This is a genomic window from Ruegeria sp. CDSC085, assembly GCF_059610465.1.
This window is the reverse complement of record NZ_JBXWNR010000016.1, coordinates 50,137-75,491: the sequence shown is the minus strand read 5'-3', so window position 1 is coordinate 75,491 and position 25,355 is coordinate 50,137. Positions and strand designations below refer to the sequence as shown.

Annotated in this window: 20 protein-coding genes; 7 read left to right on the top strand and 13 right to left on the bottom strand. The window is 57.4% G+C overall.

Features of this window, described 5'->3' with window-relative positions:
* Nucleotides 1–18: 18 nt before the first annotated feature.
* From AC2FJB_RS18510 to AC2FJB_RS18495, 4 genes are all read right to left on the bottom strand, one after another.
* Complete coding sequence (locus AC2FJB_RS18510; RefSeq protein ID WP_496719969.1) at nt 19–1,131, bottom strand: DegT/DnrJ/EryC1/StrS family aminotransferase; 1,113 nt, start codon at nt 1,129–1,131, stop codon at nt 19–21.
* Nucleotides 1,132–1,273: 142 nt separating this feature from the next.
* Entirely contained in the window at nt 1,274–1,789 is a 516-nt protein-coding gene (locus AC2FJB_RS18505; protein WP_496719967.1) for a hypothetical protein, read from the bottom strand.
* Nucleotides 1,790–1,803: 14 nt separating this feature from the next.
* Nucleotides 1,804–2,697, bottom strand: a complete 894-nt coding sequence (locus tag AC2FJB_RS18500) for a glycosyltransferase (RefSeq protein WP_496719965.1) — start codon at nt 2,695–2,697, stop codon at nt 1,804–1,806.
* Between the two features lie 175 nt (nt 2,698–2,872).
* Nucleotides 2,873–4,018, bottom strand: a complete 1,146-nt coding sequence (locus tag AC2FJB_RS18495; protein WP_496719963.1) for a glycosyltransferase family 4 protein — start codon at nt 4,016–4,018, stop codon at nt 2,873–2,875.
* 239 nt (nt 4,019–4,257) lie between these two features.
* Here AC2FJB_RS18495 and AC2FJB_RS18490 point away from each other — a divergent pair, with 239 nt between their 5' ends.
* Together AC2FJB_RS18490 and AC2FJB_RS18485 are read left to right on the top strand one after the other, a co-directional pair.
* The gene (locus AC2FJB_RS18490; RefSeq protein ID WP_496719961.1) at nt 4,258–5,202 is read left to right on the top strand and encodes a glycosyltransferase family 2 protein; all 945 of its coding nucleotides are present in this window, start codon (nt 4,258–4,260) and stop codon (nt 5,200–5,202) included.
* Nucleotides 5,192–6,109 carry a hypothetical protein gene (locus tag AC2FJB_RS18485; RefSeq protein WP_496719959.1) on the top strand — a complete coding sequence of 306 codons (918 nt, stop codon included), beginning with the start codon at nt 5,192–5,194 and terminating at the stop codon, nt 6,107–6,109. Before AC2FJB_RS18490 ends, AC2FJB_RS18485 begins: the two co-directional genes overlap by 11 nt.
* A gap of 10 nt (nt 6,110–6,119) precedes the next feature.
* Here the strand turns inward: AC2FJB_RS18485 and AC2FJB_RS18480 are convergent, their stop codons facing one another.
* Entirely contained in the window at nt 6,120–6,932 is an 813-nt protein-coding gene (locus AC2FJB_RS18480) for a class I SAM-dependent methyltransferase (protein ID WP_496719957.1), read from the bottom strand.
* Between the two features lie 390 nt (nt 6,933–7,322).
* On the opposite strand from AC2FJB_RS18480, the gene AC2FJB_RS18475 reads away from it, so the two are divergent.
* Together AC2FJB_RS18475 and AC2FJB_RS18470 are read left to right on the top strand one after the other, a co-directional pair.
* Nucleotides 7,323–8,462 (top strand): glycosyltransferase family 4 protein, encoded by a 1,140-nt coding sequence (locus AC2FJB_RS18475; protein WP_496719955.1) that lies wholly within the window; start codon nt 7,323–7,325, stop codon nt 8,460–8,462.
* A 241-nt stretch (nt 8,463–8,703) separates the two neighbouring features.
* Nucleotides 8,704–9,969 (top strand): glycosyltransferase, encoded by a 1,266-nt coding sequence (locus AC2FJB_RS18470; RefSeq protein ID WP_496818833.1) that lies wholly within the window; start codon nt 8,704–8,706, stop codon nt 9,967–9,969.
* A gap of 22 nt (nt 9,970–9,991) precedes the next feature.
* Here the strand turns inward: AC2FJB_RS18470 and AC2FJB_RS18465 are convergent, their stop codons facing one another.
* From AC2FJB_RS18465 to AC2FJB_RS18440, 6 genes are read right to left on the bottom strand one after another with little or no spacing between them, the layout of a single operon-like run.
* Nucleotides 9,992–11,521 carry a GMC oxidoreductase gene (locus AC2FJB_RS18465; protein WP_496719951.1) on the bottom strand — a complete coding sequence of 510 codons (1,530 nt, stop codon included), beginning with the start codon at nt 11,519–11,521 and terminating at the stop codon, nt 9,992–9,994.
* Between the two features lie 34 nt (nt 11,522–11,555).
* A complete protein-coding gene (locus AC2FJB_RS18460) occupies nt 11,556–12,527 on the bottom strand; it encodes an NAD-dependent epimerase/dehydratase family protein (RefSeq protein WP_496719950.1) in 972 nt (323 codons plus the stop codon).
* A gap of 33 nt (nt 12,528–12,560) precedes the next feature.
* Nucleotides 12,561–13,304, bottom strand: coding sequence for a polysaccharide deacetylase family protein (locus tag AC2FJB_RS18455; protein ID WP_496719949.1), 744 nt, complete (start codon nt 13,302–13,304; stop codon nt 12,561–12,563).
* Between the two features lie 3 nt (nt 13,305–13,307).
* On the bottom strand, nt 13,308–14,747 hold the full coding sequence (locus AC2FJB_RS18450; protein WP_496719948.1) for a protoporphyrinogen/coproporphyrinogen oxidase: 1,440 nt from the start codon (nt 14,745–14,747) through the stop codon (nt 13,308–13,310).
* Nucleotides 14,744–15,706, bottom strand: a complete 963-nt coding sequence (locus AC2FJB_RS18445) for a lysylphosphatidylglycerol synthase transmembrane domain-containing protein (protein WP_496719946.1) — start codon at nt 15,704–15,706, stop codon at nt 14,744–14,746. Before AC2FJB_RS18445 ends, AC2FJB_RS18450 begins: the two co-directional genes overlap by 4 nt.
* A 13-nt stretch (nt 15,707–15,719) precedes the next feature.
* Nucleotides 15,720–16,646 (bottom strand): glycosyltransferase family 2 protein, encoded by a 927-nt coding sequence (locus tag AC2FJB_RS18440; RefSeq protein WP_496719945.1) that lies wholly within the window; start codon nt 16,644–16,646, stop codon nt 15,720–15,722.
* A 307-nt stretch (nt 16,647–16,953) separates the two neighbouring features.
* Between AC2FJB_RS18440 and AC2FJB_RS18435 the strand changes: the two genes are divergently transcribed.
* Complete coding sequence (locus tag AC2FJB_RS18435) at nt 16,954–18,363, top strand: lipopolysaccharide biosynthesis protein (protein ID WP_496719944.1); 1,410 nt, start codon at nt 16,954–16,956, stop codon at nt 18,361–18,363.
* Nucleotides 18,364–18,424: 61 nt separating this feature from the next.
* On the opposite strand, the gene AC2FJB_RS18430 is transcribed toward AC2FJB_RS18435, so the two are convergent.
* Nucleotides 18,425–19,930, bottom strand: a complete 1,506-nt coding sequence (locus AC2FJB_RS18430; protein WP_496719942.1) for a PepSY-associated TM helix domain-containing protein — start codon at nt 19,928–19,930, stop codon at nt 18,425–18,427.
* Nucleotides 19,931–20,175: 245 nt separating this feature from the next.
* Between AC2FJB_RS18430 and AC2FJB_RS18425 the strand changes: the two genes are divergently transcribed.
* Both AC2FJB_RS18425 and AC2FJB_RS18420 read left to right on the top strand, forming a co-directional pair.
* A complete protein-coding gene (locus AC2FJB_RS18425) occupies nt 20,176–21,159 on the top strand; it encodes a glycosyltransferase family 2 protein (RefSeq protein ID WP_496719938.1) in 984 nt (327 codons plus the stop codon).
* Nucleotides 21,156–23,198 carry a hypothetical protein gene (locus AC2FJB_RS18420; RefSeq protein ID WP_496719936.1) on the top strand — a complete coding sequence of 681 codons (2,043 nt, stop codon included), beginning with the start codon at nt 21,156–21,158 and terminating at the stop codon, nt 23,196–23,198. Before AC2FJB_RS18425 ends, AC2FJB_RS18420 begins: the two co-directional genes overlap by 4 nt.
* A 9-nt stretch (nt 23,199–23,207) precedes the next feature.
* Here the strand turns inward: AC2FJB_RS18420 and AC2FJB_RS18415 are convergent, their stop codons facing one another.
* Nucleotides 23,208–25,244, bottom strand: a complete 2,037-nt coding sequence (locus AC2FJB_RS18415) for a B12-binding domain-containing radical SAM protein (RefSeq protein WP_496719934.1) — start codon at nt 25,242–25,244, stop codon at nt 23,208–23,210.
* Nucleotides 25,245–25,355 lie beyond the last annotated feature (111 nt).

The following is a 25,355-nucleotide window of genomic DNA, read 5'->3' as shown; positions in this document are numbered from 1 at the left end:
GGCGGTCGGGTCGGGCGGTTAGCCTGAGACTCCTTCCGCAATTAGGTTGCAGATCGTCCCTATCTGGGCGTCAGACAGGCCCGTGAAAGTTGGCAGGTTGAGACCCGTTGCCGAGAGATGTTCGGACTGAGGCAGGTGCACATTTTGCGTGGCGGCAAATTCCAGATATGGCGGTTGTTGATGCATGCTTGGGAAGAACGGTCTGTTGTCGACACCATTGTAGCGCAAATAATCCGCCAACTGATCCCGGGTTGCACCATACTGCTCCGGATCAACTTTAAGGCAGTATAACCACGGCGTCAGCTTGGCCCATGGCATGACTGGTCGAAATTTGATGCCGGGTATTCCTTTCAGGTTTTGGTCATAGGTTTCAAAAATCTCCCGGCGCCGCGCCAGAATGGTGCCCGCGCGTTCGATCTGCGCGCAAAGGACCGCAGCTGCCAGGTTCGTCATGCGATAATTGTAGCCAACAACCCTATGAACATAACGCTGGTGCGGATCATTTCCCTGGCTGCGCAACATTTTGGCCCGCTCCAACAAGGAGTCATCATTGAATGTGAGCGCGCCGCCTTCACCGCTGGTGAAAACTTTGTTTCCGAAAAAGGAAAACGAGGCGATATTTGACAGAGAGCCGACCTTGCGGCCTTTGTATTCCCCCATATGCGCCTCGGCGGCGTCCTCGATGACCCAGAGATCATGGGCAGCAGCGATCTGGTTGATGGCGTCCATATCCGCCGGGTGGCCATAAAGGTGAACCGCAATGATCCCTTTTGTCCGGGGGGTTATTGCTTCGGCGAGTTTTTCCGGGTCGATACACCAGTCATCCGGATCGACATCGACGAAGATCGGTATTGCGCCGCAGTACCTGACAGCATTGGCCGTTGCGATATAGGTTAGGGCAGGGACGAGAACTTCGTCTCCGGGCTGCACATCCAGTGTCAGAAGAGCGAGGTGAAGCGCAACTGTACCGTTTGCGACCGCAAGGCAGTGGTCGGTCTGACACGCAGTCGCAAACTCTTTTTCAAAACGATCAAGAAATGCGCCGCTTGAAGAAATCCAGGTCCCTTTGATTGCTTCTACAACATAGCGTTCTTCATTACCCGAAAGGTCCGGAACCGCGACTGGTATCATGTTTTCACCTTCAAAATTATCAACTACTAAATCACAGCGCTTTGTCAGCAGGCGCTAGCTCTGCTCGGGCGTTATGAAAAGTGCGCCTTACAGTTGGTTTCATAGTGTCTCAGGTTCTTCCCCCTAAAAATATCCCACCAGTTCACCACATGCCCACATGCTTACGATCATGAAAATAAGCAGTGAGGCAAGCCAGAACTTTCGAAGATAAATCCGCTTGCGGCGCTGGTTTCCAAGATGCCTGAAAAACAGAACAAACGGCAAAATGGGAGTTACGGCGGCGCGAAAGATCCGTAGGCCGAACGAAATCTCGCCGCATCGGATGCGAGCGTATTTGCGGCCCCAATGGAACCATTCCAGAGCGAGTGTGGTCGTCGGGATACGCGGGTGTTACTCGGTTGTGCGCGGGCGGTCCGATAGAACCATCTTGTGCCCCGCCGCCTGCAATTGTTCCAAGATCAAGAAACATGAAGCCAGGAAAGTCAGTTGCCGCCCCAGCAGCTTCCTGCGAAAGCTGGTCGAATGGAACAATAACCTCAGCATCGTAATCGCCGCGTTGGTTGGTAAGCGCAGTAAGGCATGTGTGCGGCGCTTCGCCTCCGTCAACGATCACGACAATCACCGAGATATCGGGTTGTGAGTGATCCTGCGTGATCATCGCAAGCCTTTCCCTCACCGAACTCTGGACAGGGACTGGCCTGCGCCAAACCAGTATCCGGCGACTTCACCCAACCCCCAGGACAATGAAAATGGCACGAGAAGGGGCAACGAAAGTAGCAATTGCCGGATGTGCCGGCCTTTAGACAAGACGTTCCGAACCACGCGGAAATAAACGAGCGGGGGCAGGGCAAAGGCGAAAAGGCCCATTAGGATTCTTTTCCCGAACGCTTCACCGCGCACCCGCGCTCCGGCGAAGCTTTTCGAATAAAGGTATCTCTGCGTGAGATAGAGGCCGAAGGTATAATGCATCCTGTGGCCGGAAATGATGTCGTTGCGCAGTGTCAGAGACACCCCTTCGACACGCATATGGTCATGTAGATGGTTTTCCCATTTGCCGTCATCGAGCAGGGCATCAAACCGTTTTAGAACGTCGCTGCGATACACAGTGTTGTTGCCCGGAAGCCAATCTGACGGGCCGTCATTCAGTGGCGGCAAGACAGCGCTGTATTCACAAAGAAACGCTGCCCAGTCGACAAGGGTATCGGTTGCGTCATTGTCCACCGGGCCGGCCACCACATCGGATCCGGCCGCAATTTCGCCCAGCATACGCTCGGTCCAGTCACGCGGCACAATCACATGATCCTCAAGAACACCGATTGCATCGGCCAAGGCCGCCCGAATGCCGACGGCGCGCATTTGAGGTATCGTCGTATCTGCGGCTACCGATATGGTGCGTATGTTCGGAAATTCTGTTTCGAGCTGGCTGGTGAATTCAGGCCCCAGGCGTATAACGGCAATGATTTCGGGCTCGGGGCCGGTCTGGCTTTGCAGAGCTGCCGCGCAAGCCCAAAAGTCGGACAGGGCATTGGTACAGGGAACGACAACAGAAATCTGGTGTTGCTTCATGTTTTCTCTCCGAAGTGATCTGTGTTCCCGGGGTGGGCTGGAGAGCACGAGGTCATGGGGTTGGATCGCGAAGCGCAACTTAAATCAAAATTGTCGAAACGTATTATGGTTTGCGGTAAAAAGGGCATCAATTCTCATCCTTTGTATAAATTGTTCTCAATTGGTGGGATAATTCTCAATGCGCTTTCCTCAGCGCGTTTTCAAAGCTGATCTCGGTCATCTCAGCGGCACGATCCCAGGTGAATTTTGCGGCCTGATGTATAGCTTGTTCGGACAAACGCGCGTGAAGATCATTGTCAGACAGCAATCTGTTGGTCTGCTGTGCAATCGAAGACGGGTCAGTGGGATCAAACAGCAACCCTCCGTCGCCGACCACTTCGGGGATACTGCTTGTGTTAGACCCCAGAACCGGAGTGCCGCAAGCCATGGCTTCAACAGGCGGAAAACCGAAGCCTTCATACAATGACGGATGCACAAGCGCGTGAGCGGCATTGATCAGAAGCGCAAGTTTTTCGTCCGAAATTTCGCCGGTGAAAATGATCCGCTCGGAGGCGACAGCGTCTGCACGGGCGGATGCTTGCAAATCTTCGACATTGTCCCAGAACCTGTCGCCCGTGGTTCGCCCGATAATCACCAGAAAGGCATTTGGGTGCTGTGCCAGTATCATCGGCATGGCCTGAATGAGCCGCAGAACATTCTTATGTCTGTTGAACCCGCCGACATAGACAAGAATTCGGGCGTTTTTAGGCGCGCTATATTCAGCGCGTATGTCGCTTAATGCATTGGTATCGTTTATCTTTTTGAAAAATGGTGCCGCTGCCATTGTTGTCAGGTCAATCCGGTCTCGTGAAATGCCGAGGATGGATTTCAGGTCTGCCGCAGATGACTCGGATCCGGTAATGAACCGGGTGGCCTGAAATTTGGCCAGCGCGATTTTAATTTTCCAAAGCACGAGGTTCAGCTTTGTCGGAAAGATCAAATCCGGGAAGCGCTCGGGAATTGTGTCATGTATGCACACCACTTTGGGAATGCGCGATAGCAACGGGTAATACGAGGACACAGTTGGGCAGAAAAATACATCGCACCCTAGTTTCACCGTCGCCTGGTGCATCTGAAACCGACTTGCCGGATCCGCGGTTCCCGACCCGGGCGCGACGATTACTTCGACATTTGAGGGGACAGGATAAGGAGGGTCTTGATCGCAAATCAGGGAGTAACGAAATTTTCCATCACGGGCTGCCAACGCATTCACTAACTCTCGTGTGAAGCGCCCGAACCCGCGCTCATTGCGCCACGTCGTGCCGTCAACGCCAATATGCATGATCACACTCCGTCATATCCAATTTTCTAAATGAGGCCGTGGTATTATGGTGCGGCAATTCACATACATTATTTGTTTCACGGCAAGAGAAATCCGGGTCTTAATCATTTGAATTCCAAAATATCGTTGCAGGAAAACTGCCGGAATACCGAAGGATACATATTTTCAGAACGAGGTCTAAATGTTCTAAGGTATCCAAGGAAGTGTAAATCCTACCCCTCTTGTTCAAAGGTCCTTGAATGAATGTGCTTAGCACCGGTTCTCCGGAAATCTCGGTTGTGGTCACGATTGTCGATGGGGGCGATGTGCTGCGGAAATGTCTGGGTGAGCTGGCGGCTCAGGCTGGCAGTGACCAAGTAGAGATTATCATCCCGTATGACCACATGTCTCCCGAAGTCGCTGAGATGAAGGCGCAGTTTCCAGGTTTCAATTTTCTTGACTTGGGCGTTATAGAAGGGGGCATTATCCCGCGGAATGCGCTTGAATATCATCAACTCTGGGATGTCCGGCGCGCAGAAGGCATCAAAAAAGCGCGCGGGCGCTTCATCGGGCTTTTACATGATCGCGGCATTCCAGCCAGAAACTGGGTGGCGACAATGGTAGAAATGCACCAAGAACTATCGGTTGCAGCGATTGGTGGATGTGTCGACAACGGCTACGATACGTTTTGGCATTGGGCTGTTCATTTTTTCGATTTCGGACGCTACATGGCACCGCACCAGACTGTGGAAACCGAATTTTTGTCGGTAACCAACCTTTGCTATGCTGCCGCAGATCTCTGCGAACTCGAACATCTATATCAGCACCGGTTTCGCGAAGTTTCTGTGCATGATCACCTCATGGCATCCGGAAAGAAACTGATATTGTCTGACCGACCACGAACCACCGAAATAAGACCGCGCGTCAGGACAACGGACCTTGCGATGGAGTGGTTTTTTTGGGGCTGGAAATATGCGGCAATCTGTTCGCAATCGATTTCGAAGTGGCAGCGGTTTTGCCGTGTACTTGTTTCACCGCTGGTGCCGTTTGTGCTTTTTGCCCGAGCGCTCAAGGTCCAGTTGAAGAAAAGAGTGTATCTGCGACATTTCTGGCCAGCTTCGCCGCTCTTATTTCTTGTCGTTTTGATGTGGGCGATGGGTGAAATGGTTGGATATTGTCAGGGACCTAAACCTGATGAGGAATGATTTTACCATGATGCCTTCATCCGATTCCGGACCGGCCCTTTCCGTCGCTATCGCGTCGGCCGGCGACCCGGAACTGTTAAACGGGTGTCTCAATGCGCTTGAAACGGCACGGGCACAGGTTGATGCGCCCGTTGCTGTCTTTGTTGCCCGTCCCGCTTCAGCGATTGATACTACGAAGTTGTTCGCAGACCGGCCATGGGCATCTCTTGTTTTGGTGGAGGGGGATTCGGATATTCCACAATTGCGCGGGGCCGCGATGGGTGAAGCCGGCGAAGGTTGGATTGCAGTCACCGAAGATATATTTCTTGCGGACCGCAATTGGTTGATGAGCATGTCACAGAATACAAAGTCTGGTTTCGAGGTGATAGGCGGGGCGGTCGGCAATGTCCAACCCGATGTGGTGAGCCACGCGGCTTATCTGACCGACTATGGCACTTTCTCACCCAGCCGATCGGCAGAGGAAGGTGTCAGCGCGCTGACGGGCGCCAATGTAATGTATGGCCCTGCAGTCAGCGGTCGTGCCGGACGTTGGGCCCACGAAGGCGCCTGGGAGCATGTGATCCACGATCGTCTGATCAAGGAGGGTGTACAACTGCGCTTCGAGCCTTTAGCCAGGGTCGACCATAATGCCACCTACAATCTTTGGGAGTTGATTTCTGTACGCTTCCAACATGGGCTGCATTATGCTCGTGACCGTCTCGGCGAGCACAGAAGTGACTATTGGGTTGCTCGGGTCTTGCTGGCGCCGGCACTCCCGTTCCTTCTTGTCTTTCGCCTGTCGCGTGTGACCGGGTGGTCAAAGATGGGGCGTTTTGCGCGGACAGCACCGTTGCTTTTCGTGTTGTATGCTGCCTGGGTTGCGGGGGAAACTCTGTGGTATATGAAGGAACGGAATTCGAAAGAATGACACTAGCCGTTCAGCTCATCCCCAGTCTTCTACGTGCGGCCGCCCTGAACAGGCCCGTATAAAGCCTGGCGTAGCCCATGACGCGCGTGCGCTTGCGCGGAGCTTCCGCATCCGGGAAAGTAGCTTGAATCTGGTCGAAGACGGACTTGTCTCGTGTTCCGAAAACCAACTCGCCGGATGTATTCACTTTTGTACAGAGAAATCCTTCGCTTTCTGCTGTTGCTACACTTTCTGGCACGCCAGCCAGCCAGTAGTCGTGCCAGCAAATGACGCTTTGGTCATGCAGCACATCCAACGCACCGTGATAGTCATCAGTAACCTGCGGGTGTGCATGCAGCCCGTCGATGAGCAGAAAATCAAACTTTTTGCCTTCCGTGATGGACAGAATATCATTTGGCGACCATCCGTAACGGTTCTCCAGCAAATGTGCCTGCATACGCTCCCGGAGCTTCTCTGCAACCGTTGCGCATCGTTCCCCGTCACCCTCTGACTTGTTGTCCAGCGTAATGACCGATGAGCCGCCACAAGTCTCCATTGCCTTGGCGATGTAGACTGAACTCATCCCGAATGCATTACCGATGATGAAACAGTTAGACGGGCGGAACTCGTGTACGAACCGCCCGATAGAAACGCATTCATCTTCGCCAAAGCTCACAGGCCCGAGTGTTCCGTTTAGCCTGTAGTGAGGTCCGCCACGGTGCACAACACCATTCGGCCAGAGGGAATCCAGCGCTGCGACCTCTTGCAATGCATTGCGTACCTCATGGACAAGTGCTGCGGGATCGAAGAGGTCGGAAGTCTTATTTTTTTGGGGCAACTGCATTCGGTTTCCTTATCTTTAAACTGTCTACACTTAGAAAATGCATCGGGGTATCTTCGTTGTAACGATGCTAGCCGAGCAACCGGAAGACAAACAAGGTCGTTGATTTCGTGTAAAATTGTCCCCAGTCTAAGAGATCAGAAGCGACTAAGGAATCTGCAATCCGCGGAAGGCTATTACAAGTTTGGTAAGCTGTTGTGTTTATTTATTTACATGGTTCTGGACGGTTTTGGAAACTGATACCCCTGCATTACCTTCATCGATATTGCCAGCTGACAACAAAGCAAGCCTTCGGGGTCGGTCGGTCATTATGATTGTTTAGGAATATGCCAATGGTACCAACAATTCATTCGGAATGAACAGCTTTGGCACAACAGTGAAGAGGTAAAATCCGTGACATCGCGCTCCGAATATCCAACGGGTCCCCGCCTACACATCGTTCAGATGCCTTCTGTTTACGGCACAGGGGGAATAGCACGGCATGTTCTTGACCTTAGTGCATGGCTTGAGGCGCGCGGGCATCGCGTAACACCGATCAGCACCGCCGGGGAGTGGTATGGCCCAACCAACAATCCAGAGTTCATAGATTTACCTCTATTGTACACAGGCGCTGACGGTGGAGGGATGCATCGGCGGCTGTGGAACCTGTTGAAATCGGTTATCCAGCTGAGGCGCTGGCTTAACCGAAATTCCGTTGATGTCATTCACGCGCATGAATCAGGCCCGGCGCTCGTCGCATTGTTGGCCGTAGGGCGGCGAGACATTCCGATTGCTGTCACCTATCACGGGTCGCATTACGACCGGGTGCCCGGTTTCGGCCGGATCGCTGCGCGCACCGATCTCGTTATCACTCCTAGTCTCCGCGCATCTGAGGATCTTGTCGCTCGAGGTGGTGTTGCGAAAGACAAGGTTCGCGTTATCGGCCTTGGAATCAAACCTGCCCCGAAGGACAATCCTACCGATGTTGCCGCACTGCGAGCGGAACTGTTGGGCGATGGTTCACAGCTTGTCGTGACCCTTTCTCGTTTGGTATATCAAAAAGGGATAGACATACTGATTGATGTGGTGACTCGGGTTTCGCAGAGCCACCCGCATATTCGCTTTGCTGTTCTTGGAGAAGGGCCGCTAGATGAAGAAATGTCTGCATTGGCCAGAGCCCGTGGGGTTGCAGACAAGTTGCAGTTCGTCGGCCGGACAGAAACCCCCTATCTATACCTTCGTGCTGCCGACATGATGGTTCTGACCTCTCGCTGGGAAGCGCTGCCGATTTCAATCGTCGAGGCCTTTCGAGCGGGCAAGCCGGTGGTTGCAACTGACTGCTCTGGTGTCCGAGAGTTGGTGGATGGCAACGTTGGTGCATGTGTCCCGGTCGGAGATGTACCGGCGATTGCCGACGCGGTAATCCGCGTTCTGGGCGACCCGCAGAAACTGGTCGCGCTTTCAGAAGCCGCCGCAGAGCGCGGCACAGAAAATCGTTTCGATCCTGATTGGGTTAACAGTCGGTTTGAGGTCACTTATCGGGAATTGGTCTAGGGCGATGGTTATGCCATTGATGACCTTTAGACATTGTCAGACGTATTTAGTCGCCTTTGTCTGATCATCCGGGTATTGTCTAAATAAAGTTCATAGGACCTGCCAAATCTATACAAGCATATAGTGGCAGTATGTCCGCAACATCGGGTGCGAACCGTTTGCCCGTGTGGCTTATGTCTTTCGATCGTCGCAAGGATCGTGTTTGATACCAGAAAGCCATTGGTAATCCGGTTTGAGTCACATGCAGTCCCTGCGCATTTTGATGTTCACCACATTTTACCCCCCCTATTCCTTTGGTGGTGATGCCATTGGCATTCAGCGCATGGCGCGGGCGCTTGTGGCGCGCGGACACGACGTGACGGTGGTGCATGACGAAGACAGCTATCTGATTCTGGGCGGCAAACCCCAACCCGAAGGAGCGCCCGACGGGGTGCGGCGGATCGGGCTGCGCAGTCGCAACGGCGTGATGTCGAACCTGCTGACCCAGCAACTTGGCCGCCCGGTTGTGCACGCCGCCCGCATCCGCGAGATACTGGCCGAGCGGAAGCCGGATATCATCTGGCACAACAACACATCCCTGATCGGCGGACCCGGCCTGTTGCCGATGGGCGAGGGGTTGAAAATCTATGAGGCGCATGAACACTGGCTGGTCTGCCCCACCCATGTTCTGTGGCGGCACGGGCGCGAGCTGTGCGATGAGCGCCAGTGCCTGCGCTGTGTGCTGAATTACAAACGCCCACCGCAGCTATGGCGCTATACTGGTGCGCTGGATCGGGCGCTGAATTATATGGACCTGATCATTGCCAAAAGCGGATTCAGCCGAGCCAAGCACCGCGAGTTTGGCCTGCGGCAGGACATGCAGGTGCTGCCCTATTTCCTGCCCGATCTGGACCAAGGCGCTCTGCCGGAACCGGCGGGGCACGAACGCCCCTATTTCCTGTTTGTCGGTCGGTTGGAAAAAATCAAAGGGTTGCAGGACGTGTTCCCGGCCTTTGACCGTTATCCCGACGCGGACCTGCTGATCCTGGGCGATGGTGACTACGCGGACGAACTGAAGCGCCAAGCCGCAGGCAATGACCGGATCAAATTTCTGGGTCGTAAGACACCTGACGAATTGAACGCTTATTATCGCGGGGCGCTGGGGTTGATTGTGCCCTCGGTCTGTTATGAAACCTTCGGCATCATCCTGATCGAAAGCTTCCGGCTGGGCACACCGGTGATTGCCCGACGTCTGGGCCCGTTCCCCGAGATCGTCGAGCGGGCAAGGGGCGGGGCGCTGTTCGAATCCGAAGACGATCTGATTACGGCGATGCGCAACCTGCAGCATCAGTCCGATCAGCGCGCGGTGCAAGGTGCGGCTGCGCGCAAGGCGTTTCTGGAAATCTGGCACGAAACATCCGTGCTTGAAGCTTATGGCGCAGCGCTTGCGCGCGCAGCTCATGATGCAGGAAACCCAAGGTTGGCCGCCGCGCTGGAGGGCGGGGCTTTTGAAACCGGCACCGGATAAGCATCCCTGGCGAGCGTTTCTGTCAGGGGGCCAGCGTTCCGATCCGGTGGGCGTTGGCCATGACCGAAAAAGTGATGGTTGTGGCCGGAATGCTGGGCAGGCTTGAGGCATCGACCAGATGCACCCGCGACAGCCCTTTGGGTCGGCCCAGAATATCCGATTGTCCTGTGCCGGGCGCTTTGGCCATGGGCACCGAGCCGCCGACATGAAAGCTTGACCCCACATCACCGGGGCGGCGGGCAAAGCTGAGGGGCGTCAGCCCGGCCAGTTTCAGCACCTGCGCCAGCCGGGATGTGGCCCGCGCCATGACCTGCTTGGTTGTGTCGTTCGGCAGGACCTTGGATACAAGCCGCCCGTCAGGGGCCATTGTCAGATCAATACGGGCAGAATGGTCGGAATGCAGAAACGCCTGCGCCACGATCAGCCGGCGTGCCAGAAAATGCCATATAGGGGCCGAGCCGGGCAGTTTTGCGCCATAACTGCGGATCAGATCCTGGGCATAAAACTCATTCCAGGTATAGATCTGACTATGCACCAGATGGGGTGAGAGATCGGGGTCATCCAGCTCGATGAAAATCTGCGGCAGAGTGTGGTAAGGGATTTGATCAGGGCGGCGCAGGGCGCGCCAGCGGTGCAGGCTGGGCAGGAAGAAATGCTGGCTGTCCTGCAATTGCAGGTGGGCAGCCGGATCCGCCGAAGACAGCAACAGCAGGCGCGCCGTTTCCAGAACACCTGCGGCGACAAAAACGCGATCAGCCTTCAGGCTCTCGCCGCCGTCCAACCGGACCGTGACATGATCAGCTTGTTCTTCAAAGCCATAGGCAAGGCCATGGCGGTGGCGAAACGCCGTGTGGTGGCGCAGATCCTCAAGTGTTTGTCTGGCCGAGTAAATATGCCCCCAAGGGCACCCATGCAGACACTGGCCGCAATAGCGGCAGCCCGGTTCCACAGCCAGGCGCGCCATTCCGGCAGAGGCCCCCAACCCCGCAAGGCTGCGTTGGTGTTGTTCCAGACGGTGCAAAATGTGCTCGGCCTGAGGCGATGGGCTCAACGGAACCCGGTGCTGCATCGGAAAGGCGGGGAACAGGGCCTGCAAGGCATCTTCTCGCCCACTGACCGGCAGAAATTTGGCAACCGCCCGGTAATGCGGGGCCAGATCCTGCGCGCTCAGCGGCCAGTCGGTGATATCTGCATCCCGGTTGGGCAGGACCGCCGATCCCCAAAGGTTGGATAACCCCCCCGCCGCATGTGAGGCGCGCAATCCGATCTGATCCGGCGCAACCAGTGTGTCTGTACCCGACACCATGGCAAAGTCTGACCCGAACCGGCGCACCTGTCCGGGCGGCGTGTCTAACTGAGGGGCCTGCCAGGCCCGAATATCACTTGCAGACCAGTCCTCAGGATCTGAGGCCGCCATCTGGTCGCGGCGCTCCCGTGCAGCGGCTTCAAGCTCTTGCCCTCCGTCAATCATCAAAACCTGACGGCCACGGTTCAGAAGGGCAATGGCCACCGATACGCCTGCTGGCCCCGACCCGATGATAAGATCGGTCACGGGGTGCGGCCTGTCTGTGCCAGCAGATGCGCCCTCATGCGGGAACCGGGCGGGTCATCTCGGCAACGATGTCATCGATGATCTGCTGCAGCGTCCGCATCGGGCGGAACCCGGTGACCCGTTGCAGTTTCGAGACATCGGGCAGGCGACGCTGCATGTCTTCGAAGCCTTCGGGATAGACTGTGTCATAAGGCACGAATTGGATTTCCGAGGCCGAGCCGGTTGTTCGGATGACCTGTTCGGCCAGGGCGCGGATCGTGACCTCCTGATCGGTGCCGACATTGAACACGTCGCCGCGCGCCTCGGGCAGGGTCATCAGACGGCACATGGCCTCGACCACGTCCGCCACATGACCGAAACAGCGCGATTGCTCGCCTGTGCCGTGCACCAACAGTGGCGCTCCTTCCAGCGCGGATTTGACGAAATTCGGCAGCACCATCCCATAACGCCCGGTCTGGCGTGGGCCGGTGGTGTTGAAGAAGCGCAGAACCGTGACCGGCAGGTTGGATTCACGCGCATGGGCCAGCGCCAGAAACTCGTCCAATGTCTTGGCACAGGCATAAGACCAGCGCAGGTTGCGGGTGGCGCCGATGGTCAGGTCGCCCTCTTCCTGAAAGGGGAAATTGGTGCTTTTGCCATAGACCTCGGAACTGGAGGCGATGAATGTGTGTGTCTTGTCCATCAGCGCGGCATCCAGCACGTTTTCTGTACCTGCCACATTGGTCAGGATCGACCGGCTGGGTTCGTCCATGATCAGCTTGACGCCAACGGCCGCCGCCAGATGGAACACCACATCCGCTGGCCCAACCAGATCGGCGACCAGTTGGCGATCCAGGATACTGCCTTTGACGAAGGTGAAGTTCGGGTGGTCCGCGACAGAGGTCAGGTTGGACATCAGCCCGGTCGACAGATCATCGAGGATCGTGACCCGATGCCCTTCACCGATCAGCCGTTCCGTCAGATGGGACCCTATGAACCCGGCGCCGCCGGTAATCAGAATATGCATGTGTTTGTACCAGTCACTGTGTAAGAACCAATTTTACCACGATTTTCCTCGTACCATCGCACGCACGCCGCGCATCATCTTGCGCGCCGCAAGATAAGGCCAACCGCGCCCGGCAAGATGCGCCTGCCAGCGGGCGATGTCGTTGAAATAAAACATCTCGAGCCGGGGCAGGTCGTGGATATCATCCCCCGCTTTGGCTATACCCAGACGGGTGCCGACTGAGGTGTCGTAATGCTGCGCGATCTGTCTGAGCACGCTGTTGTTCGATGCGCCATAGGGCGGCGCGAAATGCCGGATGGGCTGGCCGAGCCGCGCGGCAATGTCCTGACCGGAGCCGCTGACTTCCTCTTCCAGCATGAGTGCATCCAACGTGGTGAGATCAGGGTGGGTGACACTATGCGCGCCAAAACAGACCCCTTCTGTTGCCAAGGCTTCGATCCTGTCCCAATCCATCAAAGGGCGGGAGGGGATGTTGCCCCCGGCCCAGCTGTCGCTGCCGCCCATCAGGCCCGAGGGCAGATAGACGATCGGGGTAAAATTGTGATCGCGCAGGATCGGCCAGGCGGTATCGGCAAAATCTTCAAATCCGTCGTCGAAGCTGATGATGATCACACGGGGGGCGGGCGGGTTGGCCAGTGCATCCGGTGTCACCACCGGCAGGCCCGATGTAGCCAGCGCCTGCATCTGTGCCCTGAACACCTCGGGTGCAATTGAGGTCGGCCCCGGAGCATCCGAGATCGAATGATACATCAGGATATCGGCCTGCCAGGCGGGCATGGGTCAGTCTTCCACCACATGGGTGGCAAAGACCTCGCGATACCGGTTCCATTTCGCGCGGTCGACATGGCCCTTGCCGTCAATGCAATCCGCCGCGCCATAAGCCATGGCAAAAGCGTGGTGCGTATTGTCGTGGGCGAACAGGCCCTGCCGTCCAAATACGAGCAATCCGTCCAGATCCGAGAGCCACTGATCCACCGTATCAAATCGGTCTTCATAGCCCACATCGTAAACCGGATAGGCATGGCTCAGCCGCCGGGTTTCGCAGCGGCGCACCGGCACCGTGACCGGCAGGCCCAGCTGGCCCAGCCATTTGGTGAACTCCTGCCCCAGTTCCTCGTCGGACATGGACCACCATTTCTCATCCGGGTCGCAGGGCAGTTCGGCGCACAGAACGGTGACGCCCTTTGGCGTGCCGCTGGCGTTATAGTTCTTGGGCTCCGACATGCGGCTGATCGGGATCGACAGCTCCGGGAAGTAATGGGCATCGAACTCGGTGAACTGGTCTGTCTCCAGCACCAGGTACAGCAGGATCATGCCCCGGAACCGGATCGCGCGGGCGGCCTCGACCACCTCTGCCGGAGGGTCGCTGATCAAGCGCGTCAGCCCGGTCAGCGGGATGGTCGACAGGATCAGATCGCCGGTCATGTGTCGTTCGCCATCTTCGTTGCGGATCGTCAACCCGGTGATGCGGTTGCCGTCCCGTTCAATGGCGGTGATTTCGGTGTTGAACAGGAAGGTGGCGCCGTTGGCTTCGGCACTGTTGCGCATCGCGTCCGAGATTTGCCCGAACCCCTTGCGCGGATAAAAGAACCGACCCGCCGTTTCGCTGCGCAACCCCGGCAGCAGGCGCAGCATCTTCATCAGGATCTTGCCGACCGAGCCACTGCCGACCCGGCGCTCGGCAAGTTTCACCGCCAGCTTGTCTGGGTCCAGACCCCACAGCTTGCGCACGTAAGGGAAATAGAAGTTGTCCGAAATCGTCGGGCCCAGCCCGTCATAAAGCACGGTCGAGAATGTCTCAGGGCCTTCGCTTTTCTTGCGGAAGGGTTTCAGCGCCATGTCCCCGATCAGCGACGCGGCAAAGGGTTTGGGCAGGCGCATCAGCGCGTCGGTCAGTTTCAGCGGAAAGTGAATCCATTTGCCGCCCAGCCGGATGCGCCCGTGGCGCGGGCGCAGCAGCAGATCGTCCCCCAGCAGGGATTTCACATCGGCCAGAACCTCGGGCTCGGCCGCCGGATGAAACCTGTGCGAGCCATAATCGCAGATCACGCCCTCAATCGGGAATGAGGCCGAATTGCCACCCGCACTGGGCGCACGTTCGATCACGGTTACACGGGCCTGTCCGGTCAGCGCGTGGGCTGCGGCCAGGCCAGCGGGCCCAGCCCCCAGAATGATGATATGGGGCTTGTCGCCGCCTTGGTTTTGGGAAACATCCGTCACTTGCACTCTTCCTTCTGGGAACTTTCCGGAGCGCTGAACCGCATCCCGGACATGGTCAGAACCAGCGCGCCAAACCCGCCCGCTGTAAACAACACAACCTGCCAGACCAGCCCGGCGGCCACGACCGCAGGCGCGCTGGCACCGAAGGGGGCCAGGAAACCGGCCAATGTGGCCTCGCGCAGGCCCAGCCCGTTCAAAGACACGGGCAGCACGGCGATGATCTTGGCCAGCGGCCAGGCGAAGATCCATGGCCCGGCGGCCACATCGACACCCGCCGCCAGGGCCAGCCACCAGGCCAGCAGGACCAGCAGCAACTGGATCAGCACAGATGCGATGAAAGCGACTGCCAGCGTGCCGGGTTTGCGGCCCATCCCGGCCAGTGTATCGGCCAGACGATGGGCAAAGCCCTTGCCGGGCAGAGAGGGGACATAGCGCCAGGGCAGGGGCAGCAGGCGCGGCAAGGCGACCATACCCGCCAGCGCGGCCAGCAGGATCAGCGCCACTGGCCAGATCGTGTGCCCGCCCGCCGCGTTTTCCCATGTCAGGGCCAGGCCCAGACAGGACAGGGTCAGCAGGGCCACCATGTCGATCAGCCGGTCAACGGTTGCGCCCGCAACAACCTGTGCGCCGTCTTTCATCGCCGTCTGCGCCAGACCGGCCCGCACCGTATCGCCGCCAATAGCTCCGGGCAGGCACAGGTTGGCAGCCAGCCCGGCAAAATGCGCCCGGATGGCCAGAAGGGGCGGAAGCCCCCGGTTCAGCAGCAGCCACCATTTCAGGGCCGCAGCCACATGGGCCAACAGGAACAGAACGAACACAGACAGGAAAACCCAGATCGGGATCGACTTCAGCGCTGCCACGATTGCATCAGTTGGAAGGATCCAGAACAGGATCGCCAGCACCAGACCGGACCCGACCACCCGGATCAGCCAGCGCCGTTGACTTGGATCGGAAAGCATACCGCCGCTCATGTCACGGTCTGAGGTGCAACCGCGAGATCATGTCGGCGATCAGCCCCAGCGACCAGATCATGATCGCCGCCAGGAACGAGAACACCGCCGTTTCGCTGAGGTTCCAGTAGAACATGTCGATAATGAACTTCACCGTTCCCAGCGTGAAGAACGCCAGACCAAGCGGAATGAACACCCGCAGCGGATTGAACAGCGTGCTGATGCGCAGGATCAGGATGATGAAGTTCAGAAAATCGATCGGCCGGATTTTCGATTTGCCCACCCGTTTGCCATATTCGATCGGCGTATAGATCATCCGCTTGCCATTCGACGTCATGCACAGCGTGATCGTGGTGGTGAATGAGAAATTCTGCGGCAACAGCGGCAGGAACGGGATCAGCTCGGATTTGCGAAACACGCGCAGGCCCGAGTTGAGGTCGTTGATCTTGCGTTCGGCCAGGAACGAGGCAAAGGCGAACAGGAATTTCTTGGCCGGACGGCGCAGCAGCGGCACGTTCTTCATCGCCGCGCCCCGGTCACCCACGACCATGTCCTGATCGCGGCACATGGCCAGCATTCCGGGAAGATAGCGCGCGGGATAGGTGCTGTCGGCATCCAGAATGGCCACATATTCATGCTGCACCATCCGAACACCTCGCTTGAGGCTGGCGCCATAGCCGGAATTGACGTCGTTGAAGGTGACGGTGGCGCCGCTGGCCTCGGCCTCGGCGCGGGTGTTGTCCTGACTGGCATCGTCCACCACGATGATCTCGTAGGGAATGCCCAGTGGTTCGAGATGGGTGCGCACATCTTCAACCGTGTGGCGGACGGCGTTTTCCTCGTTATAGGCGGGGATGACCACGCTCAGGCTCATGCCGGCGGTTTCCGATGCGATCAGCTCTTCGGATGTGGTGCTGTTCGTCTCCATCGGCTCTGCGACGTTGTTCATGAAAATAAAAACCTTTTATTCACTTAATAATCCCAGCCCCGGCCCTCGCTGCAAGAATTACGTGGCGCATGGAACGTGAGGGGCATAATTCCCTGTATTGCGTATAGTATTCGAACACGTACAGACTGAACATAGACAATAAATTTGACCAAATTCGACCGTTAAGGCGTCAAGTTTGTATTTACGTATACTGCGCGCAGCAGGCGTGAGTGATTGAGACATGTGTCTATCGGCACTTGGCGGGGTTCGGGTAACAGGAAGGAAACGGGTGTCAGGGCGGCAGAGTTTCAGCAGCGGAGTTGCTTGGATGTCAGCGGGTATCTGGGTCGAGCAGGCGTTCAATTTTATCATTTTTGCCATTCTTGCCCGTATTTTAGGGGTCGAGGCCTTTGGTCTTCTGGCGATGGTGGCGGCCTTTGTGCTGTTTTCCGAATTCCTGGTCCGCGAAACGATTTCCGACATTCTGCTGACCCGTGAGGCGCTGTCACCAGAGCGGTTGAACTCGGTTTTCTGGCTGTTGGCGCTGCTGGGGGGCGTGTTGACGGTTGCGCTGTATCTGGGCGCGGGACCGGTCTCATATTTCTACAATGATCCGGTTGCGAGTGAATTGTTGATCGGATTATCCCCGACGGTGCTGATGATTTCGCTGACGGCGGTGCCGGTGGCGATCCTGCGCCGGGAAATGCAGTTCCGAGTTCTGGCTATCCGTGCAGCACTTGGCGCGGCGGTCGGAGGGGTCGTGGGCATTGGCATGGCGCTGGCGGGATACGGCGTCTGGAGCCTGGTCGGTCAGCGGCTGGCGATGACGGCCACCAATATCGTGATGGCCTGGGGGGCGGTATCCTGGCGTCCGACGTTCCACGCATCGCGGGATCACATGCACAGGATCTTGCATTTCAGTCACCGTATTCTGGGCCTGCGCGCGGCGGAACTGGCTGCGGTGCAGTCGCCTGCGGTAATCATCGGCGCGATGCTGGGGCCGGTGCCGGCGGGGTATTACGCAATTGCCTGGCGGGTGATCGAGACCGCCTCGTTCCTGATTATCACACCGCTGCGCACCGTGGCGCAGCCTGCCTTTGGTGCGGCAGCACGCGATGGTGGTCAGGCGACGGATTTGCTGATCGACGTCATGCGCCTGACCGGGTTTCTGGCCTTTCCGGCCTTTGCCGGGCTGGCGGTTCTGGCGGAACCGGCGCTGGTGCTGCTGTTCGGTCAGAAATGGGCGCCCGCCGCTCCGGTCCTGAGCCTGATGTCGGTGTTTGGCATGTATCTGTGCGCCGAAAAGGTGCAGCAGACCTTTTGTCTGGCGGCAGGTCAGGCCGGGCGTCTCGCGATCCTGTCCTGGGTTGAGGTGGCGCTGGCGGCGGCAGTGATCGCGGCGCTCGCCCCTTACGGATTGCCGGTCGTCACAGCCGGTTTTGTGGCTGTCTTTTTGCTGGTCTGGCCGCTCAAATTTGCCAATCTGGGACATATTGCGGGGCTGTCCGGCCTGACTTTGATGCGGCAGCATCTTGCGCCGCTCCTGCTGTCAGGCGGGATGGCGGCGGCAGTGCAGGGGGTCGTGTGGGTGCTGAGTGACGCCGCGCGAATTCTGGTTCTTCTGATCGGTACAATGACCGGGGGTGTTGCCTATTGCCTGCTGGCGTTTCTGTTCCAGCGGGGCAGGATGCGCCTGCTAATATCGATGGTCCGACCCCGGGGCACCAATGTGACATGAACCCATATCTGAACGCGCAGGGTCCGGACGATACGTCTTGTTCTCGGCCTTGCGCTGGTGCTTACCAGATGGGGTGTCCTAAACGAAAGATGACAGTCTCTTCCTTGCCATCCGATTTTTTTAGATTGGCTATGATCTCGTTTTGCGTTTCAGCGGGGGTCAACTGGAAATAGGCTGTGGCTTTTGCATCGTGTCGGATCAGCTCAGCTGACTGGGCCGGACTACTATCAATTTCAATCGATACGGCTACAACGTCCGGCGCGCCGATCCGCATTTCAACATCAAGCGGGGTTTCGTGCCGCAGTGGTGCGCGCAAGATCAACCGGGCGATCGACCCGTCGGCGTTGACGGGATGGACTCTGGTCGCAGCATAAGCGCCAGGGTTGAAGCGGTGATAAGCTGTGAACAGCATTCCGGCCAGCAGCAGCAGATAAGCCCATCGGGTCCAGCCCATCCCGCGCCAGATGCGCCTGAATGGGCCATAGCACGCAACATCCGGGTATAGCCGGGCAGAAAAGATCATGGCACCGGTTATGGCAACGCCGGTCGCGATTAACCCGAACACAATCCAGAGCGCCATCGAAAACGCCCCGGCCCAGGTGCCGAAATGCAGCATGTTCATCAGCTCTTTCCACTTTGCAAGCCCGCCCAAACCATCTGGCGTCAGAACACCCAGAACCTCGAGCGTCGCGGGGTCCAGTGCAACGGAGCTCATGCCGCGAAACTTTGCGATCCCTTCCACATGCCCGATAAAGACAAGGCTGTCGGCTTGGCTACCGGGTATGAGCATCACAACAGGATCAAAGCCGGACAGGGCCGCCCGGGCGCGGGCTTCAGCGGTGTTTATAATCTCCGGTCCAAAGCCCGCCGGCAGAGCGGAGTCGCGAGGAGACGAGGGTGGAAGCTCTGGTGTTGTGCCGCTAATTCCCAACCCGCCCAGCATGAAATAGAAGCTGGTCAGGGCGATCAGGATCACAACTGGTGCGGACCAGATCGCGGTCAGCCGATGAGCACCGCCTGTCCATGATCGCAATCCGTTCGAACGGCCGGGCCACCGGAAAAACCCTTTCCAGAACCGCCGATATGTAATGAGTCCGCTGATGATCTGCCCCAACAGCAGAACCGATGTGGCCGAAATCAGTACGAACATGATCCGTTTCTCGGTCAGAAACGTATCGTGTAAATCCCGCAATATGTTGCGAAAGCCCAGATTGCGCGTTTCTTCGGCAACCTCTCCGGTGACCGGATCGGTCCAGAATGTCACCGCCTCTCCCCAACCTGTGTTGCCATAGGTCTGGTCCACGAACCAGGGGGGCGAACGTTTGACGATCACGAAAGGGCGGCTTTGAGGATGGGTTTCTTTGACGCCCTCGTAGATCATTCCGAAGCTAGCGGTGCGATCTTCCTCGGAGGTGATGGTCCAGATTGCCGGGCGGCCAATCGATTCAAGCTCGAACCCGGCCACCAGAAGGGTGCCGGTCAGAAACATGAATGCAAAAAAAATTGATAAATGTAGACCCATCCAGGTGTGGATCTGAAAAAGCGCATTACGGATTTTACGGTTCATTCGATTATTTTTTTTCAGTCTACAATTCCCGGGTATACTAAACGCGGTAAAAGCTTGGGAAACAATAGCCGTGCAGTAACATTGCCGGGTGGGACGGATTTCATCTTCTCTGTGGCCGAGAATGCACATTGCTGCATGATATTTCTGCAGCGCAGGTGTTGTGCGAATCTCGAACTTTGCGGGATGCTATGATCATGCCTGCATATTGGGTGGGTAAGTGGTGCCGTTAGATGCTAGATGATGATATGAAAACAATTTCTGTTGTCTCTCCCTGCTTCAATGAAGAAGACAACGTAGTGAATTGCTACGAAACCGTTAAGGCGATTTTTGAAAATGAGCTACCAGGCTATAGGTGTGAGCACATCTTTGTCGACAATGCTTCAACCGACCGTACCGTGGAAATCCTGCGAGAGATCGCTGCCGGTGACAAGAATGTAAAAGTGGTAGTGAACGCCCGGAATTTTGGCGTGTTCCGATCTGCCTTCAACGGGCTGCGTTATGCCGGGGGGGATGCGATCATCGTCATTCTGCCGGTTGATCTGCAGGATCCGCCTGAAATGATCCCGGAATTCGTGCGGCTGTGGGAAAACGGCTATGACGTGGTTGCGGGTGCACGGGCCAGCCGCGAAGAAGGTTTCGTGATGCGTTGTGCACGATCGGTGTTCTATACGATCGTCAACCGGTTGTCGGATGTAACGATGGAACCATCCGTCGGAGAGTTCCAGCTGATCGACCGCAAGGTGCTCAAGGCGGTGTTGTCGCATCGAGATCATTACCCGTATATCCGTGGTATCATAGCAAGCTGCGGGTTCCGCCGGGTGATTGTGCCTTATGTCTGGCGGGCTCGGGCACGGGGGTTGTCCAAACATAATCTGATGGCCCTGACGGATCAGGCGCTGAATGCGATCTTTGCCTTCACGCGCGCACCCATGCGGTTCTGTACGCTCAGCGGTCTGGTCATTGCCATTGGCTGTATCCTGTTTTCCCTTATTGCCACGGTTTTGTATTTCCTTAACCCCGAGCAGGCTCCACGGGGGACAACGACCATTATCGTGGCGCTGTTCTTCCTGTCGGGAATCCAGATGTTGTTCATTGGAATGTTGGGGGAATATATAACCTCGATCCACAACCAGGTACGCGGCGGACCGATTGTCACAGAGCAGGAACGTATCAATATTGATGGCCCCGCGCGAGATCCTGCACTGGTCAAAGAAGAGCATATGGCATGAACATCTGCTCAGGTCAGCTTCTGTGGAGCCTCATTGGCCTTTTAGCGTTGGGTTGCGGTCCCGCATGGGCCGCAGATGCCCCCACCACCAATGCGACACTGGCCGAGCTGCGCCTATGGTTTTCCGTCATGGCCGCCGCGGCGGTTGTTCTGGCTGGCGTATTTTGGCGCAGCGGGCAAGGTCTGTTCGGGCTTCTGGCCGCAATCATTCTGTTGGGTGGTTCTGCTCGGTTGTGGCTAGTCCAGCCCCTTTGGTTTCCACGACTCGAGATTTCCGCAAACCCTCCTGAAAACCTGATCATGCTGGCGATACTGGCGGGGCAGGCGGTGTTGACGGGCTTTGTGCTTGTGCGACCGCAGGGAAGGGCGGCCATAACGGGCCTGATGGCAGAAGCAGGACGGTGGCGGCTGATCCTTTTGCTGGGGCTGGCTGCGGCCTTTTGCGTTTCTGCGACGCCGTACGTGGCTTACGGGTACTATCTGGCCTTCGGTTTGCAGATCGGGATCGGCGGTGCGTTGAACCTTGTGCAGATGGCGACGCTGGTCGCCGTTTTCACAGTTGCCGGACCTGACCGGGCACCCCGCATTCCGGTTCTGGCCCTGGCGGTCTTTGCAACGCTGGCCAGCGCGGCTCTGGCCTGGGCGGCGTTCGACCGCGTGCCTCATGTTGAGGATGAGGTGGCGTATCTGTTTCAGGCGCGCACCTTTGCCGCGGGTGTCCTCGGAAGCCCGGCCCCACCCGAAGCGGCGCAACTCGCATTGGAATATTATCTGTTCGATATTAGCGGCGATCAGTGGATCGGCGTGCCGGCACAGGGCTGGGCCATCGTGCTGAGCCTTGGCGTGCGGGCCGGGGTGCCGTGGCTGGTCAACCCTGTGCTGACCGGGATCTCTGTCTGGCTGGCGCATGGCATCGTGAGCCGTGCCGTCAGTCGCGAACGTGCCGATCTGGTGGCATTGCTGATGGCCATGTCGCCCTGGGTGCTCGCCGTCGGGGGCACACTGATGGCACATTCCACAACGTTGGTGATGGTGCTGCTGGGATGGTGGTGTCTGCTCAGAGCCGGAGAGGGATCAACGCGCAGGGATGTCTTGCTTGCGCTTGTTGCAGGTCTGGCTTTGGGCTGGGCCTTTGTCACCCGACAGCTTGATGGGTTGATCATAAGCGTTTTGACCGGCCTGTGGTTGCTGCGGCGCCTGCCGGGGGGGATCGGACAGGTGATCGCCTGCGCCTTGGGCGGTGTTCTGTCGGGTGGGTTTTTTTTACTGCTCAACCTGATGATCACCGGAGACGCGCTGCTGACCCCGCAAGCGGATTACCTGAGCCGGTTATGGCCCGACACGCAGAATGCCTATGGGTTTGGTCCCAATGTAGGGCCACCGGCCGAAAGCTGGGGCGCGCTCGACATCTGGGTCGGGCATAGTCCGGCCGAGGGTCTGCTGAATCTGGTCAATGGTCTTGCCGCGCTCAATTACGAACTTCTGGGCTGGACATTCGGGTCCCTGGTTCCGGTCTGGATTGTGTTCATATGGGGTAAAAAGCTGGCCGGGTTCGACCGGGCCATGCTGGTGGTGTTCGCGTTTCTTGTGGGGGCACTGTTTTTTTACTGGTTTACGGGCACGTTCTATCTTGGGCCGCGCTACTGGCATACGGCTTTGTTGCCAGCGCTGGCTTTGGCGGCGGCAGGAATCGAGACCATCCGGGACCGGTTGCCCGAACGGCATCGTGGCCGCCTGCAGTGCGTCATCATATTGCTGTGTGCGGTGTCTGTTGTCAGTTTCACCCCATGGCGGGGGGTGTCGAAATACAATGGGTATGGTGGCTATACCGGTGACATAAGACGGCAGGCCGCCGGGCTTGGAAACGCTCTGGTCTTTGTCTCGACACAGGGCGATATCGGGTCTGCACTCTATCTCAACGACCCGTTCCTGCCCGAGGGCAAACCGATTTTCCTGCGCGATATGGGCCCCGAGCAGAACGCAGACATCATCGCGGCCTTCCCCGGGCGCGAAGTTGTCTATCTGGGGGACAGCGAATAGGCCCGGGGCCTATTCGGCTGCATGTCGGCTTTCGCCTGACACGAAGTTGCGCCGGAAATCATTGGCGAACATCGTTCGGGTAAACCGGCCGAGCCCTGAGGCTTGTTCGCCAAAGGTTTCGATCCGGGACAGCAAGGTGGTTTTCACCCTTTGATCGACCTGGGTCTGGAACTCGCGGGGGGCATCGAACTGGTAATCCTGCAGCACGCCCTGATATCCCGAATTCCTCCAGGCCTCGACATCGAAAGACGAGCTCCAGACGGGTTCGTGTTCCAAGGTTTCCGAGAAGGGCACATGCAGCATCACGGCGTTGTAGTAATTGATGATCGTGTCGAGCATCTCGTGCGCTTTGTGGTCGTCCTTGTCCAGAAGGTCGCTGATGGCCCGTTTCAGGAAATCAAGTGCTTCGTCCAGCACGATGAACCGGCCAATCATCGAGTATTTGCTGAGCAGATTGCCCCCCAACTCGCCGCTGATCAGGTCATCATAATTTTCCTGCGCCCAGGCGACACAATCGGCGCGGGTTTCAAACAGCTCCTGCTGGTTCTCCTCCAGATACCCGGCCACCGCATCCCGGAAGGGCTGGGGGGCCTGATCGAGAATGTCCTGCATATGCTTGACGATCAGGAAGGGCCGGATGCCGCGGGAGCGCGCCAGCCGGAAGGCTTCCTCGAAATTGTCTTCGTAATAGAAGATTGTCAGCAGCAGATGGAAAACGCGGGTGTCCAGGTAATCCTGGAACGAGAAATTCTCGGACTGGACCACCATCTCTTCGGTTTCGACCACGGTCGGACCGTTATATTTACCCAGGCAGCGAGCGACGACCCGGTGCAGGGTTTTGAAGCCGAATTTCTCGCGGCTGTCGGGGTTGGCCAGCGGTGCGCCGTGCAGCAGCATCAACTGGTGCGCCGCGACCCGGCTGACGCCGGTTTCGATCAGTTGATCGACGGCATCCATGAAGGATTCCCTGGTTTCACCGGGCATGCACAGGATCAGCTCGCCATAGGATTGCATGCCCTTTGAATGAAGCTCCTGTTGTACCTCGGCATAGGTGTCCAGGCTGATATTGTCGCGTTTGATGTTCTTCAGAACTTCCGGGTTCAGAGACTGAACTGACGAGGTCATCGGCAACCGGCCCTTGGCTTTGCGCATCACCTTGATGATCCGGTCGCCGCGGTTCTTGCCCGTGGTTGTGCGGATGTATTTGGGCCAGTCGTACCGGTCCATCAGATGGCCCAGATAATCGGCCACCTCTTCGTCCTGCACATACATGCCGAAATTGTCGTCAGCAAAACACAGCGGGCTGGCATGGTTGATGCGGGCCACGATGTAATCCAGATCGGCCTTGGTGCGTTCAAACGAATGGCGGAAGACCTTCGAATTCGATTTGACCGCCGAATTGCAGAACGCGCAGGTGAACGGGCAGCCCCGTGCCAGTTGCATCAGTGCAAACAGGCCGGTGTCAAAGAACTTGTCCATCAGCCCGGCCAGATAGGGCGACGGGATCTCGTCCAGATCGCGGATGCGGGGCGGCTCGGCCCCGCGCAGGATCTCTCCGGTTTTGGGGTGCACGTAAAGCGCGCCATCGACGGCCTCTTCCCACATGCCTTCGCGTCGGGTGCCGACATCGATGAAGCGTTGCAGCGTGCTGAGGAAAGCGCGCTCGCCCTCATAGGTGGGGCCGCGCACATGCAGGTCGATCTGCGGCATGGTCCGGATCCAACTGTCCTGCTCATCTTCGGTCAGCGGAAAGTTGGGACCACCCATCAGGGTCAGGCTGTTGGGGTTAACCGCCTTGACGTAGTCGGCAAAGGACAGGGCCAGATGGTGGTTCCAGGAATAACTGGAAAAGCCGACCACATCGGGCGGAGCTGTGTCGACGGCCGCTTTGAATTCCTGCGGATCACGAAAGATCGCGACCTCGACCGGTGTCGGGCTTTTCGCATGAGCCTGGGCATAGGTTGCAAGATTTCCAACACCCAACGGGTAGGTGTCCGACGTGGCAGTAACGAGGTTATGTCCAAGATCAGCAAGATAAAGACGCATTGACGATTATCCTTCCAGCACTGGTACCAAATACATTTAACAGTCCATATCCTACTATATATCAGATGGACCGGTTACGGATCGAAAGTGTTTATGTCTGTTGTTTTTAGG

Bases quoted from the DNA above. Each gene is read 5' to 3' on its own strand.
- AC2FJB_RS18430 (WP_496719942.1), bottom strand. From the start codon at position 19,930: ATGAACCGTAAAATCCGTAATGCGCTTTTTCAGATCCACACCTGGATG.
- AC2FJB_RS18425 (WP_496719938.1), top strand. From the start codon at position 20,176: ATGAAAACAATTTCTGTTGTCTCTCCCTGCTTCAATGAAGAAGACAAC.
- AC2FJB_RS18490 (WP_496719961.1), top strand. From the start codon at position 4,258: ATGAATGTGCTTAGCACCGGTTCTCCGGAAATCTCGGTTGTGGTCACG.
- AC2FJB_RS18500 (WP_496719965.1), bottom strand. From the start codon at position 2,697: ATGAAGCAACACCAGATTTCTGTTGTCGTTCCCTGTACCAATGCCCTG.
- AC2FJB_RS18510 (WP_496719969.1), bottom strand. From the start codon at position 1,131: ATGATACCAGTCGCGGTTCCGGACCTTTCGGGTAATGAAGAACGCTAT.
- AC2FJB_RS18445 (WP_496719946.1), bottom strand. From the start codon at position 15,706: ATGCTTTCCGATCCAAGTCAACGGCGCTGGCTGATCCGGGTGGTCGGG.
- AC2FJB_RS18480 (WP_496719957.1), bottom strand. From the start codon at position 6,932: ATGCAGTTGCCCCAAAAAAATAAGACTTCCGACCTCTTCGATCCCGCA.
- AC2FJB_RS18495 (WP_496719963.1), bottom strand. From the start codon at position 4,018: ATGCATATTGGCGTTGACGGCACGACGTGGCGCAATGAGCGCGGGTTC.
- AC2FJB_RS18440 (WP_496719945.1), bottom strand. From the start codon at position 16,646: ATGAACAACGTCGCAGAGCCGATGGAGACGAACAGCACCACATCCGAA.
- AC2FJB_RS18460 (WP_496719950.1), bottom strand. From the start codon at position 12,527: ATGCATATTCTGATTACCGGCGGCGCCGGGTTCATAGGGTCCCATCTG.
- AC2FJB_RS18415 (WP_496719934.1), bottom strand. From the start codon at position 25,244: ATGCGTCTTTATCTTGCTGATCTTGGACATAACCTCGTTACTGCCACG.
- AC2FJB_RS18455 (WP_496719949.1), bottom strand. From the start codon at position 13,304: ATGCCCGCCTGGCAGGCCGATATCCTGATGTATCATTCGATCTCGGAT.
- AC2FJB_RS18420 (WP_496719936.1), top strand. From the start codon at position 21,156: ATGAACATCTGCTCAGGTCAGCTTCTGTGGAGCCTCATTGGCCTTTTA.
- AC2FJB_RS18470 (WP_496818833.1), top strand. From the start codon at position 8,704: ATGCAGTCCCTGCGCATTTTGATGTTCACCACATTTTACCCCCCCTAT.
- AC2FJB_RS18485 (WP_496719959.1), top strand. From the start codon at position 5,192: ATGAGGAATGATTTTACCATGATGCCTTCATCCGATTCCGGACCGGCC.
- AC2FJB_RS18505 (WP_496719967.1), bottom strand. From the start codon at position 1,789: ATGATCACGCAGGATCACTCACAACCCGATATCTCGGTGATTGTCGTG.
- AC2FJB_RS18435 (WP_496719944.1), top strand. From the start codon at position 16,954: ATGTCAGCGGGTATCTGGGTCGAGCAGGCGTTCAATTTTATCATTTTT.